Here is a 12,462-nt window from a genome sequence, read left to right on the forward strand (position 1 = left end):
GCATCATGATGAACAACGATGTACTGCGCAGCGTGCGCTATATGCTTGATATCAGCGACAGCAAAATTGTCGAGATTACCAAACTGGCCGACTTCGATGTTTCCAAGACCGATGTCATCGCCTTCATGAAAAAAGAAGACGAGGAAGGCTATCTCGACTGCAGCGACGAGATAATGGGGCATTTCCTCGACGGTCTGGTCTACTTCAAGCGGGGGAAGGATGAGAGCCGACCTGCACCAGCGCTCGAGCTGCCAATCACCAATAACATCGTTCTGAAGAAACTGCGTGTAGCGTTTGAACTGAAGGAAGACGACATGCACGCCATTCTCAAATCGGTAGACTTCCCGGTTTCCAAACCCGAGCTGAGCGCATTGTTTCGCAAGGTAGGTCACACCAATTACCGGGAATGTGGCGACCAGCTGCTGCGCAATTTCCTCAAGGGTCTGACCCTGCGCGTTCGCGGCTGATTCGGCGCGAATCATGACCTACACCGTCTCGCCTGTCGGCTTCATCCGCTCGTGTTTCAAAGAGAAGTTTGCCATTCCGCGCCAGCCACACCTTGCACCTGCTGCTCGCGGCGTGCTGGAGCTGGTAGCCCCCTTTGATCAGGGCGATGCGGTACAAGGTCTGGAACAGGTCAGTCACGTCTGGCTGCTGTTCCTGTTCCACCTGGCGCTGGAAGACAAGCCGCGCCTGAAGGTACGCCCTCCCCGCCTGGGCGGCAATCAGTCGATGGGCGTGTTCGCTACACGCGCCACGCACCGGCCCAACGGCATCGGCCAGTCAGTGGTCAAGCTGGACAAGGTCGAGGCCGGGCGACTCTGGCTCTCGGGCATTGATTTACTCGACGGCACTCCCGTGATCGATATCAAGCCTTACGTGCCATACGCGGACCGGGTAGACGGTGCGACCAATCAAATGGCCGAGGCCGCACCTGCGCTTGTCCCTGTGCACTGGCAGAACGCCGCGTTGGCTCAGGCCCACACGCATGCACTGCGCCTGAACGAGCCACTGGTGGAGTTGATCGAACAATGCCTGGTGCAGGACCCGCGTCCGGCCTATCAGAATCCGACACCCGAACGTCGCTATGGTGCTCAGTTCTGGGATCTTGATGTACGCTGGCACTACCCGCAGGCCGGGGTCATCTGCGTACTTGAAGTGGTCCTCGCAACAAATTCCGCGCACTAAAAACCCGCCTGCCCGGTAAGGGCGAGGCGGGTTTTATCAGCCAGGCTTACTTCTCGACGAATGCACGCTCGATCAGATAATCCCCCGGCTCACGCATGCGTGGCGAAACGGTCAGGCCGAAGCTGTTGAGCACTTCACTGGTCTCGTCGAGCATGCTCGGGCTGCCGCACAGCATGGCGCGATCGTCCTGAGGGTTGATCGGCGGCAGGCCGATGTCGCTGAACAACTTGCCACTGCGCATCAGGTCAGTCAGGCGACCGATGTTTTCGAACGGCTCACGAGTCACAGTCGGATAGTAGATCAGCTTGTCACGCAGCGCTTCGCCAAAGAACTCGTTCTGCGGCAGATGCTCGGTGATGAATTCGCGGTACGCGACTTCGTTTACATAACGTACGCCGTGGCAAAGGATCACTTTTTCGAAGCGTTCGTAGGTTTCGGGGTCCTGAATGACGCTCATGAACGGCGCGAGGCCCGTACCGGTGCTTAGCAGATAAAGATGTTTGCCAGGCTTGAGATCATCGAGCACCAGTGTGCCGGTAGGCTTTTTGCTGATGATGATCTCATCGCCTTCCTTCAGGTGCTGCAGCTGGGAGGTCAGTGGACCATCCGGCACCTTGATGCTGAAAAACTCCAGATGCTCTTCCCAGTTCGGGCTGGCGATGGAGTAGGCGCGCATGAGCGGACGACCGTTTGGCTGCTGCAGACCGATCATCACAAACTGACCGTTCTCGAAGCGCAAGCCTGGGTCGCGGGTGCACTTGAAACTGAAGAGAGTGTCGTTCCAATGGTGGACGCTGAGGACACGCTCGTGGTTCATGTTGCTCATGTACGTAGGAACTCCTGAAAAATTCATGCGCGCAGAGGCATTGCGCTATTGCGCGCCATTCTAGTGGCAGACACAATATCTGTTAAATGAATTATCAAGATATGGGTTATCGGTTATATAGATATGCGATTTACTCTCCGTCAGCTTCAAGTGTTTGTCGCCGTTGCCCAGCAGGAAAGCGTATCGCGTGCAGCGGTCCTGCTCTCGCTCTCCCAGTCGGCCGCCAGCACCTCTATTACCGAATTGGAGCGCCAGTCCAGCTGCCAATTGTTCGACCGTGCAGGAAAGCGCCTGAGCCTCAACGCGACCGGTCGCCAACTGCTACCCCAGGCGGTCGCCCTGCTCGATCAGGCCAAGGAAATTGAAGACCTGCTCAACGGCAAGTCGGGTTTCGGGTCGCTGGCAGTAGGTGCAACGCTGACCATCGGCAATTATCTTGCGACCCTACTGATCGGCGGCTACATGCAGCGCCATCCTGAAAGCCAAGTGAAACTGCATGTTCAGAACACCGCACACATCGTGCAGCAGGTCGCTCACTATGAGATTGATCTGGGCTTGATCGAGGGTGATTGCAGCCACCCGGACATCGAAGTGCAATCCTGGGTAGAGGACGAACTGGTTGTTTTTTGCGCTCCGCAGCATCCACTCGCCAAACGAGCTCACGCCACGCTGGACGATCTGACACGTGAAGCCTGGATTCTGCGGGAGCAGGGCTCAGGCACACGTCTGACCTTCGACCAGGCCATGCGGCACCACCGCAACGGCCTGAATGTAAGACTTGAACTGGAACACACCGAAGCGATCAAGCGCGCTGTGGAATCGGGGCTGGGGATTGGCTGTATTTCCAGGCTGGCCCTGCGCGATGCGTTCCGACGCGGCAACCTGGTCGAGCTGGCCACGCCGGAACTGGACCTGTCGCGGCAGTTCTATTTCATCTGGCACAAGCAAAAATACCAGACCTCTGCCATGCGCGAATTTCTGGACCTGTGTCGCGCATTTACCGCCGGCGTGCAACGCAGTGACGAGATTGTGCTGCCAAGCCTGTATTGAGCGATCGTTCGCTCAACCCAGCAGTACGATGCCCCAGACCAGACCGATCATGCTCAAGGCGATGAGCTGCGCGGCGCTGCCCATGTCCTTGGCGTTCTTGGACAGCGGATGCAGATCCAATGAAATGCGGTCGATGGCCGCCTCGACTGCGGAGTTGAGCAGCTCGACGATCAGTGCGAGCAGGCATACCGCAACCAGCAACGCATGCTCGCCCTTGCTGACATGCAGAAAGAACGAAATCGGGATCAGCACTACATTGAGCAGCACCAGTTGACGAAAAGCAGCCTCACCCTTGAAGGCGGCGGTCAGGCCATCGAGAGAGTAACCTGCGGCATTGAGGATTCGTTTAAGACCGGTTTGGCCTTTGAAGGGCGACATAGAGAGGCTGCTGTGTAAAAAGGATGAGGAAAGCTAAGGCAATAAAGGTCAAAAAAGCGTGAATTAACGCTGCGTAACCCACTTTTAGCTGGCTGAGATCGACTCAAGTTGTTGCAGCAACAACGCAGCCTGGGTTCGTGTTCGCACACCCAGTTTGCGAAAAATTGCCGTCACATGCGCCTTGATCGTGGCTTCGGACACGCTGAGCTCGTAAGCGATCTGCTTGTTCAGCAGCCCTTCGCACACCATGGTCAATACCCGAAACTGCTGCGGCGTCAGACTGGCCAGCCCGGCACTCGCCGCCTTGGCTTCAGCGGACACGCTGATCACTTCATTGACCTGCGGCGGCCACCAGACATCCCCGTCCAGAACTGCTCGCACCGCTTGCTGAATGGACTCCAGGGAACTGGATTTGGGAATGAACCCGCTGGCACCAAACTCTCTGGAGCGAACCACAATGGACGCCTCTTCCTGCGCGGAGACCATCACGACAGGGATCTGCGGGTACTGACCGCGCAGCAGAACCAGACCGGAAAAACCGTAGGCACCTGGCATGTTCAAATCCAGCAGCACCAGATCCCAGTCGGCTTTCTGAGCCAGATGAGATTCCAGTTGAGCAATGCTCTCTGCTTCGACCAGCCGTGCATCGGGGCCAAGCCCGATGGTCAACGCCTGATGCAACGCGCTGCGAAACAGCGGATGGTCATCAGCGATCAGGATGTCGTAGGTCATGTGTTGATCCTGTTTTTATAGTGAGCGGTCAACAAAATCGGCCGCCCAGCAAGGCATCCGCGAGTGCCGGCAAATTCGCGTTGCTCAGGCCAGCGGTACAGCGGCGCCTTATAAAGCCAATCGGCGTCCAAGCGGCGCCAAGCATGCCCAGCAACATCATGACGGTCAAGCACGCAGCGCCCTTGATACAGTCATGAGATGGCAATCGGCCCACTAATACGGTGCGGACCCTTCGGCCATCAAAGAAAAGCTTTCAAATGCGTGTGTGGTACGTCGTCCGGATTAATCGGCTTCTGGTACTTGGCGCCCAGATAATGCGCACTGAAAACGTCAAGATACGCATCAAGCACACCGCTGGCACTGCAATCGTCCGCCAGCTCCAGACACAGCGCAGCCACCTCAGCCGTACAAAAATGATCGTCACGACGCGACCTGCGCAAGCGGTAACGCGATATCTGCTCGGGCTCCAGGCTCAGTACCGGAAACTTGTCCAGGTAAGGGCTTTTGCGGAACATCTTGCGCGCTTCAGTCCAGGTAGCATCCAGCAGAATGAACAGAGGACGCTTGCCATCCTCAAGCACAACCTGAGTGACCACTCGCTCCTGCGCAACAAACTCACCTGGAAAGACGATATAAGGCTGCCACTGAGGATCATCCAGCAGTGCCAGCAACTGCTTGTCGACCTCGATGCGCGACCAGCTGAAAGCATGGGTGTCTTTGATCACATCCGCGATCAGCCACCCTGTATTGGTCGGCTTCAACGGCTCAGTGTCATACATCAGCAGGCACATCCCGGAGTCAGCAGCGACATTCGGACGCCATGCACATAAGCAATGACTGGAAATAACCCTGCATGCAGGACAGCGGGGTGCCCGTGAGCCTCTGGCAACAAAGGGTTTGGTGCTGCGCGCCAGGCGCTCGTCGCGCAAACGGGAAACGGCATGACTCATTGCAGGACACGCCAACTGAAAGAAAGCATCGACACCAGGAAAACTCGACAGGGATAAAGTCGACGCAGTTTATCAGAGCCCCGGCGGTTCAACCTGCTTTCGGCCTAGGCTGTGTCAGGAGTCCTGCCTTATACTGCTCCGCCACTGAAACCCGCAGTCGGCAGGTCGGTCGGAACGCACTTTGATGTCGCGGGTCCAACAGCCAGCCACTTAATCAGGAGAGTTTAATGCTGCGCCTCATCGCCCCTACACTGACACTTTTGCTCATGGCGCCACTGTGCGCACAGGCAGCATCGAAGCAAGAGTTCGAACTCAGCAAAATGCTGGAGAAAGTCGCGAAGGAAAGCAGCGTTGGCACGCCGAGAGCCATCAACGAAGATATTCTTGATCAGGGCTATACCGTCAATGGCAACGAGCTGATCAACCACCTCAGCGTACGTGAGGGCCAGGCCCAGCAGATGCGTGCCAACCCGGACGTCATGCGTAACCAGTTGGGCAACAGCGTTTGCCACAACAATGGCTTCCGCCAACTGATGACCAAGGGTGCCGTGCTCAAGTATCAGTTCACCGAATACAAGACCAATCGCTCGGTGGCGACCCAGACCTTTCAGGCATCGGACTGCACGGTCAAGCCCAAGAAATAAGGCGTTCGCTCTGACTGCCGAGTGCGCCTGCCCGTCAGGCGCACGTCACACCCCTCCCCCTCGCAAGACATCCTGCAACGCATCCGCCTGAAGCAGCACGGAGAATCGATAGCCTTTTCGAGGAAACCGGCACATCATCAATTCGACATGCACCGCTTGTCTTTAACAGGCTATCAGCCGCTGTGCTGTATTTTCAGGCTCAGGGACAACGGGAGTGACACGTCCTTGTGCATTTCTTGACCCAGGGAAACAGACAGAAGCCAGACGAACAGGCCTCGCGTACCTGCAAAGCAGCGCGCTGGTCGACTTGAACGATGGCTCTGCAGGAGGAGAAATCTTGAATGCCGTATGTACCCAATGAACTGCTGTCAGAACATTTTCAAAGCAATGGCCTGGATCTGACCCAAAAGGTGGAAGAGCATATCCATCAGGTGGCGCCAGGCACCGCAAATCTTGCGCTGTACCGGGACATGATACTCACCGTTCTGCGCATGGCCCAGGACGACCGCAATCGCTGGAATGCCAAGATCACGCTGCAGACACTGCGTGAACTGGACGGCGCCTTCCGGGTGCTCGAGCGCTTCAAGGGGCGCCGCAAAGTGACGGTGTTCGGCTCCGCCCGCACGCCTATGGAACACCCTCTGTACGCACAGGCGACTGAGCTTGGCGAAAAGCTGGCTCAATCTGACATGATGGTCATCACGGGTGCAGGCGGAGGCATCATGGCCGCAGCCCATGCCGGCGCCGGGCTGAAGCACAGCCTGGGGTTCAACATTACCCTGCCGTTCGAACAGCACGCCAACCCGACCGTGGAAGGCACTGAAAACCTCCTGCCTTTCCACTTCTTCTTCACTCGCAAGCTGTTTTTCGTCAAGGAAGCCGATGCATTGGTGCTTTGCCCTGGCGGTTTCGGGACACTTGATGAGGCGCTGGAAGTCTTGACGCTGGTGCAGACTGGTAAAAGTCCGCTGGTTCCCATTGTGCTATTGGACACGCCCGGCGGCAGTTTCTGGCAGGGTGCACTGGACTTCATCAAGAGCCAACTGCAGGACAATCACTACATCCTGCCCGCCGACATGAAGCTGATGAGACTGGTCTACAGCGCCGACGAAGCCGTCGAAGAGATCAAGCAGTTCTACCGCAACTTCCATTCAAGCCGCTGGCTCAAAAACAAGTTCGTGATCCGCATGAACCATCCCCTGACTGACCAGGCAATGGCGCACATGCAGGAAGCGTTTGCCGACCTGTGTGTCAGCGAGAATTTTCACCAGCATGGCTATCAAGGAGAGGAACATGACGAAACTCAGTTCAGCCACCTGACTCGATTGGCTTTCACGTTTACCGGACGCAACCAGGGACGCCTTCGTGAACTGGTGGATTACATCAACCTGCCAGAAAATCACGCGAACGACTCAAGTACCCTGCTCGCAGCCCAGCCAAACGAGTCGCTGAACGCGACCTGATTTCAATCGTCCATACACCGGCCGCTTAACAAGCGGCCGATCATGTCCAGCGGAAATCCCCGATAGCTGAGAAACCGCCCTTGCTGAGCACGTTCGCGAGCGTCGGCAGGCAGTTTCCCGGCGAACTTGCGCTGCCAGGTCTCCTGAAGCTTTTCCTGCCAGTCTACACCGCACTCCCTGAGTGCCTGATCGATGTCGCTTCGTTGAAGGCCGCGTTGGCTCAACTCTTCTCGAATGCGCACGGGCCCATAGCCCGAACGTGATCGGTAAGAGACAAAGCTTTCGAGATAGCGGGATTCAGAGAGCAGCCCCTCTTCGATAAGACGATCGAGGGCGGCTTCAATAAGCTCGGGAGGGGCGCCGCGCTGACGCAATTTACGCGTCAGCTCGACTCGACCATGCTCGCGTCTCGCGAGCAGGTCCATTGCTGTTCGCCGGACGGCGACTGGTGTATCAAGGACAGCAGACATGGGTATCAGATAGCTCAGATATCAATATCAGATATCAACGTCTGCTTCGGCCATGTCATCGGCGGCGGCAGGCTCACGGGAACCGACGGCTTTGGTGTCAACACCCGGAGTCAGCAGCTTGTCGCGGATCTGCTTCTCGAGGCCTTTGCCGATTTCCGGGTTATCTGCCAGGAACTTGGCCGAGTTGGCCTTGCCCTGACCGATCTTGCTGCCCTGATAGCTGTACCAGGCACCCGACTTCTCGACGAAACCGTGCAGAACCGCGAGGTCGATGATCTCGCCGTTCAGGTAGATACCCTTGCCGTAAAGAATCTGGAACTCAGCCTGACGGAAAGGCGGCGCTACCTTGTTCTTCACAACCTTGACGCGGGTTTCGCTGCCGACTACTTCGTCGCCTTCTTTCACTGCGCCGGTGCGACGGATATCCAGACGTACCGATGCGTAGAACTTGAGTGCGTTACCGCCGGTGGTGGTTTCCGGGCTACCGAACATCACACCGATTTTCATACGGATCTGGTTGATGAAGATAACCAGGCAGTTGGCGTTCTTGATGTTACCGGTGATCTTGCGCAACGCCTGCGACATCAGACGCGCTTGCAGACCCACGTGCATGTCGCCCATCTCGCCTTCGATCTCTGCCTTTGGAACCAGGGCAGCAACCGAGTCGACCACGATCACGTCGATGGCGTTGGAGCGCACCAGCATGTCGGTGATTTCCAGCGCCTGCTCACCGGTGTCAGGCTGCGAAACCAGCAGGTCGTCGACATTGACGCCCAGCTTGCCAGCGTATTCCGGATCGAGGGCATGCTCGGCGTCGACGAATGCGCAGGTCGCACCCATCTTTTGAGCTTGTGCAATAACAGAAAGCGTCAGCGTCGTTTTACCCGAAGACTCAGGGCCGTAGATTTCCACGATACGGCCTTTCGGCAGACCACCGATGCCCAGTGCGATGTCCAGACCCAGCGAACCGGTAGAGATGGCAGGGATTGCCTGGCGATCATGGTCGCCCATGCGCATCACGGCACCTTTACCGAATTGACGCTCGATCTGACCCAAGGCCGCAGCCAAGGCTTTCTTCTTGTTGTCGTCCATTGAAGTCCTCACGTAATCAAATTCAATTAGGGCCGTAGCGGCCACAATACCTGTATAAGTAGACAGTATTATTCCACAGGGATCAGCTCACGCCTACCCCTGATTTGGCATTTCTCCCTGCGCCAACCGGATAAGCCCCTCCAGCGCGGTATTTACCGTTTGTCGGCGCACTTGCTCGCGATCGCCGTCGAACCAACGCCGTTGCGCGATCAGGTTCTGCCCGTCCCCCCAGCATACCCAGACCGTGCCAACCGGCTTGTCGACCGAGCCGCCGCCAGGCCCGGCGACTCCGCTGACAGCGACGGCGAATCGCGCTCCGCTCTCAACCTGAGCACCGCGCGCCATGGCCTCTACCACCGGCTGACTGACCGCCCCAACCTGCGCGAAAAGTGCTTCAGGCACACCCAGCTGCCGAGTCTTTTGGGCATTGGAGTACGTCACATAACCGACCTCGAACCAGCCAGAGCTACCGCCTATACGGGTAATGGCTTCAGCAATGCCGCCACCGGTGCAGGACTCAGCCGTCGTGACCTGCTCACCAGAAGCCAGCAGAAGTGTGCCCAAGGAGACTGCGAGTCGGGTTGTTTCGTCCACGGTGTGCTCCGTTCAGTCAATTGATTCACAAACCGGCCTTGGCTCCGAATGCATCAGAATGCAACTGCAAACGCAGTTGCATCGGGGTCAGCCTTCAATCCTTTTTCTTCGGCCCAGGCTTTCTGATCGTTTCGACCGTTGTTTCTCTCGGTCTGCGCCGTGCTTCTTCCAGCGCAATGAAACGTCCATTGACCGCATCCCTTGCTCGTTTGTTCGTCATATAAAAGTCCTTTTTTATAAGCCGCCTGCCGGGTATCGGTGACAGCGATGGAAGTCTATACAGCAAATCGAGGTTTATGGACGTTCAGAAACGCAACGTGACGATTGAGGCACCGCCAAGCCAGACCTGCGTCCCTGCGACGTGCGTGATAACCTTGCGCGCATCGCGACCATTGAGCAGACAACCCTCGAAACCCAGAGGGTCTTTCCGTCGTACGCTAGGGTTTGCCCCATCTCCTCAAGAACTTGCCTGAATTACTGATGAATAAAGCAATTTCCGACCTTTCTTCACACACCCCCATGATGCAGCAGTACTGGAGGCTGAAAAACCAGCACCCGGACCAGCTGATGTTTTACCGCATGGGTGATTTCTACGAAATCTTCTATGAAGACGCCAAGAAAGCCGCCAAGTTGCTGGATATTACCCTGACGGCACGCGGTCAGTCGGCCGGGCAAAGCATCCCCATGTGCGGCATCCCTTATCACGCTGCCGAAGGTTATCTGGCCAAGCTGGTCAAGCTGGGAGAGTCGGTCGTGATCTGCGAGCAGATCGGCGACCCGGCCACCAGCAAGGGCCCGGTCGACCGTCAGGTCGTACGCATCATCACCCCTGGCACTGTCAGCGACGAAGCATTGCTCGACGAGCGCAGGGACAACCTGATCGCAGCAGTGTTGGGTGACGAACGTCTGTTCGGCCTTGCGGTACTGGACATCACCAGCGGCAACTTCAGCGTGCTGGAAATCAAGGGCTGGGAAAACCTGCTGGCCGAGCTTGAGCGTATCAATCCGGTCGAGCTGTTGATTCCGGATGATTGGCCACAGGGCCTGCCTGCTGAAAAACGCCGCGGGGCAAGACGTCGGGCGCCGTGGGATTTCGAGCGGGATTCGGCTCACAAGAGCCTGTGCCAGCAGTTTTCGACGCAGGACCTGAAGGGCTTCGGCTGCGAAATGCTGACGCTGGCAATCGGTGCAGCCGGTTGCCTGCTGAGTTATGCCAAGGAAACCCAGCGCACTGCTCTGCCGCATTTGCGCAGCCTGCGTCACGAGCGACTGGACGATACGGTGATTCTGGACGGCGCCAGCCGCCGCAACCTTGAACTGGATACCAACCTGGCGGGCGGCCGCGATAACACGCTGCAATCGGTCATGGACCGCTGCCAGACGGCCATGGGTACGCGTCTGCTGACGCGCTGGCTGAATCGCCCGTTGCGGGACCTGACCATTCTTCAGGCGCGTCAGACCTCGATCACCTGTTTTCTGGAGCGTTACCGATTTGAAAGTCTGCAACCGCAACTCAAGGAAATCGGTGACATCGAGCGGATCCTTGCGCGTATCGGCCTGCGCAATGCCCGTCCAAGAGACCTTGCCCGTTTACGCGATGCGCTGAGCGCCCTGCCTGCCTTGCAGCAGGCAATGACCGATCTGGATGCGCCGCACCTGCAACAGCTGGCGAGTACTGCGAGCACCTATCCCGAACTGGCTGATCTGCTGCAACGCGCAATCATCGATAATCCGCCTGCAGTGATCCGTGACGGTGGCGTCCTCAAGACCGGTTACGACGCCGGGCTGGACGATCTGCAATCGTTGAGCGAGAACGCGGGCCAGTTTCTGATTGATCTTGAAGCGCGCGAAAAAGCTCGCACTGGTCTCGCCAACCTGAAAGTCGGCTACAACCGCGTGCATGGCTACTTTATCGAGCTTCCCAGCAAGCAGGCCGAACAGGCGCCCGTCGATTACATTCGCCGTCAAACGCTGAAAGGTGCCGAGCGATTCATCACGCCGGAACTCAAGGAGTTCGAAGACAAGGCGCTGTCGGCCAAGAGCCGTGCACTCGCCCGCGAGAAAATGCTCTACGAAGCGTTGCTTGAAGACCTGATCGGTCACCTGGCACCACTTCAAGATACCGCTGCAGCGTTGGCCGAGCTTGATGTACTGAGCAATCTGGCCGAGCGCGCGCTGAATCTTGACCTCAACTGCCCACGCTTCGTTGCAGAGCCGTGCATGCGTATCGAGCAGGGTCGCCACCCGGTTGTAGAGCAGGTGCTGTCCACACCTTTCGTCGCCAACGACCTGGCACTGGACGATCAGACCCGCATGCTGGTCATCACCGGTCCGAACATGGGCGGTAAATCGACCTACATGCGCCAGACCGCGTTGATCGTGCTGCTGGCGCACATTGGCAGCTTCGTTCCTGCCGCCAGTTGCGAGCTGTCACTGGTGGACCGCATCTTCACCCGGATCGGCTCAAGTGACGACCTGGCGGGTGGCCGCTCCACGTTCATGGTGGAAATGAGCGAAACCGCGAACATCCTGCACAACGCGACCGATCAAAGTCTTGTGCTGATGGATGAGGTCGGACGTGGCACCAGTACCTTCGACGGCCTTTCGCTTGCCTGGGCTGCGGCAGAATGTCTCGCCCAGCTGAGAGCCTACACGCTGTTTGCCACGCATTACTTTGAGCTGACAGTCTTGCCGGAAAACGAGACGCTGGTCAGCAACGTGCACCTGAACGCCACTGAACACAATGAGCGAATCGTGTTCCTGCATCGGGTGCTGCCAGGCCCTGCAAGCCAGAGCTATGGCCTCGCCGTGGCCCAGTTGGCGGGCGTTCCAGGCAAAGTGATTACGCGTGCAAAAGAGCATCTGCAACGCCTGGAAACGACCAGCCTGCCCCACGAACAACCTCGAACCAAGCCGGGCAAGCCAGCAGTACCGCTACAAAGCGATCTGTTCGCAAGCTTGCCGCACCCGGTGCTCGACGAGCTGTCGAAGATCAAGGTTGATGATCTGACTCCACGTCAGGCGCTGGATTTGCTTTACACATTGCAAACTCGCCTGTGACGCGGGCCGTTACAT

The 12,462-nt window shown here is 57.5% G+C and carries 13 protein-coding genes; 6 read left to right on the forward strand and 7 right to left on the reverse strand.

Features of this window, described 5'->3' with window-relative positions:
- The first annotated feature begins 5 nt into the window (after positions 1-5).
- Entirely contained in the window at positions 6-467 is a 462-nt protein-coding gene (locus KDX37_RS08675) for a YehS family protein (protein WP_231652264.1), read from the forward strand.
- Positions 468-480: 13 nt separating this feature from the next.
- Positions 481-1,188 carry a tRNA (N6-threonylcarbamoyladenosine(37)-N6)-methyltransferase TrmO gene (gene tsaA / locus KDX37_RS08680; RefSeq protein ID WP_231652265.1) on the forward strand — a complete coding sequence of 236 codons (708 nt, stop codon included), beginning with the start codon at positions 481-483 and terminating at the stop codon, positions 1,186-1,188.
- Positions 1,189-1,234: 46 nt separating this feature from the next.
- Here the strand turns inward: tsaA and fpr are convergent, their stop codons facing one another.
- Positions 1,235-2,014, reverse strand: coding sequence for a ferredoxin-NADP reductase (gene fpr / locus KDX37_RS08685; RefSeq protein WP_231652266.1), 780 nt, complete (start codon positions 2,012-2,014; stop codon positions 1,235-1,237).
- A gap of 123 nt (positions 2,015-2,137) precedes the next feature.
- On the opposite strand from fpr, the gene KDX37_RS08690 reads away from it, so the two are divergent.
- On the forward strand, positions 2,138-3,064 hold the full coding sequence (locus KDX37_RS08690) for a LysR family transcriptional regulator (RefSeq protein ID WP_231652267.1): 927 nt from the start codon (positions 2,138-2,140) through the stop codon (positions 3,062-3,064).
- Positions 3,065-3,076: 12 nt separating this feature from the next.
- On the opposite strand, the gene KDX37_RS08695 is transcribed toward KDX37_RS08690, so the two are convergent.
- The 3 genes from KDX37_RS08695 to KDX37_RS08705 all read right to left on the reverse strand — a co-directional run bounded on the left by KDX37_RS08695 (position 3,077) and on the right by KDX37_RS08705 (position 5,124).
- Complete coding sequence (locus KDX37_RS08695) at positions 3,077-3,442, reverse strand: diacylglycerol kinase (protein ID WP_231652268.1); 366 nt, start codon at positions 3,440-3,442, stop codon at positions 3,077-3,079.
- 84 nt (positions 3,443-3,526) lie between these two features.
- The gene (gene erdR, locus KDX37_RS08700; protein ID WP_231652269.1) at positions 3,527-4,174 is read right to left on the reverse strand and encodes a response regulator transcription factor ErdR; all 648 of its coding nucleotides are present in this window, start codon (positions 4,172-4,174) and stop codon (positions 3,527-3,529) included.
- 239 nt (positions 4,175-4,413) lie between these two features.
- Entirely contained in the window at positions 4,414-5,124 is a 711-nt protein-coding gene (locus KDX37_RS08705; protein WP_231652270.1) for a tRNA-uridine aminocarboxypropyltransferase, read from the reverse strand.
- Between the two features lie 227 nt (positions 5,125-5,351).
- On the opposite strand from KDX37_RS08705, the gene KDX37_RS08710 reads away from it, so the two are divergent.
- Entirely contained in the window at positions 5,352-5,768 is a 417-nt protein-coding gene (locus tag KDX37_RS08710) for a quorum-sensing-regulated virulence factor family protein (RefSeq protein ID WP_231652271.1), read from the forward strand.
- A 341-nt stretch (positions 5,769-6,109) separates the two neighbouring features.
- Positions 6,110-7,231, forward strand: coding sequence for an LOG family protein (locus KDX37_RS08715; protein ID WP_231652272.1), 1,122 nt, complete (start codon positions 6,110-6,112; stop codon positions 7,229-7,231).
- 2 nt (positions 7,232-7,233) lie between these two features.
- On the opposite strand, the gene recX is transcribed toward KDX37_RS08715, so the two are convergent.
- From recX to KDX37_RS08730, 3 genes are all read right to left on the reverse strand, one after another.
- Positions 7,234-7,701, reverse strand: coding sequence for a recombination regulator RecX (gene recX / locus KDX37_RS08720; RefSeq protein WP_231652273.1), 468 nt, complete (start codon positions 7,699-7,701; stop codon positions 7,234-7,236).
- A 27-nt stretch (positions 7,702-7,728) separates the two neighbouring features.
- Positions 7,729-8,793, reverse strand: coding sequence for a recombinase RecA (gene recA / locus KDX37_RS08725; protein ID WP_231652274.1), 1,065 nt, complete (start codon positions 8,791-8,793; stop codon positions 7,729-7,731).
- A 93-nt stretch (positions 8,794-8,886) separates the two neighbouring features.
- On the reverse strand, positions 8,887-9,387 hold the full coding sequence (locus KDX37_RS08730; protein ID WP_231652275.1) for a CinA family protein: 501 nt from the start codon (positions 9,385-9,387) through the stop codon (positions 8,887-8,889).
- 492 nt (positions 9,388-9,879) lie between these two features.
- Between KDX37_RS08730 and mutS the strand changes: the two genes are divergently transcribed.
- On the forward strand, positions 9,880-12,447 hold the full coding sequence (gene mutS, locus KDX37_RS08735) for a DNA mismatch repair protein MutS (RefSeq protein WP_231652440.1): 2,568 nt from the start codon (positions 9,880-9,882) through the stop codon (positions 12,445-12,447).
- The last annotated feature ends 15 nt before the right edge of the window (positions 12,448-12,462 follow it).

The organism is Pseudomonas californiensis (assembly GCF_021147775.1).
Classification (GTDB): domain Bacteria; phylum Pseudomonadota; class Gammaproteobacteria; order Pseudomonadales; family Pseudomonadaceae; genus Aquipseudomonas; species Aquipseudomonas californiensis.

Excerpts from the sequence above, each read along its gene's own strand:
- KDX37_RS08675 (WP_231652264.1), top strand. The coding sequence starts at position 6 with ATGATGAACAACGATGTACTGCGCAGCGTGCGCTATATGCTTGATATC.
- KDX37_RS08705 (WP_231652270.1), bottom strand. The coding sequence starts at position 5,124 with ATGAGTCATGCCGTTTCCCGTTTGCGCGACGAGCGCCTGGCGCGCAGC.
- KDX37_RS08710 (WP_231652271.1), top strand. The coding sequence starts at position 5,352 with ATGCTGCGCCTCATCGCCCCTACACTGACACTTTTGCTCATGGCGCCA.
- fpr (WP_231652266.1), bottom strand. The coding sequence starts at position 2,014 with ATGAGCAACATGAACCACGAGCGTGTCCTCAGCGTCCACCATTGGAAC.
- recA (WP_231652274.1), bottom strand. The coding sequence starts at position 8,793 with ATGGACGACAACAAGAAGAAAGCCTTGGCTGCGGCCTTGGGTCAGATC.
- KDX37_RS08690 (WP_231652267.1), top strand. The coding sequence starts at position 2,138 with ATGCGATTTACTCTCCGTCAGCTTCAAGTGTTTGTCGCCGTTGCCCAG.
- KDX37_RS08715 (WP_231652272.1), top strand. The coding sequence starts at position 6,110 with ATGCCGTATGTACCCAATGAACTGCTGTCAGAACATTTTCAAAGCAAT.
- erdR (WP_231652269.1), bottom strand. The coding sequence starts at position 4,174 with ATGACCTACGACATCCTGATCGCTGATGACCATCCGCTGTTTCGCAGC.
- tsaA (WP_231652265.1), top strand. The coding sequence starts at position 481 with ATGACCTACACCGTCTCGCCTGTCGGCTTCATCCGCTCGTGTTTCAAA.
- KDX37_RS08695 (WP_231652268.1), bottom strand. The coding sequence starts at position 3,442 with ATGTCGCCCTTCAAAGGCCAAACCGGTCTTAAACGAATCCTCAATGCC.
- recX (WP_231652273.1), bottom strand. The coding sequence starts at position 7,701 with ATGTCTGCTGTCCTTGATACACCAGTCGCCGTCCGGCGAACAGCAATG.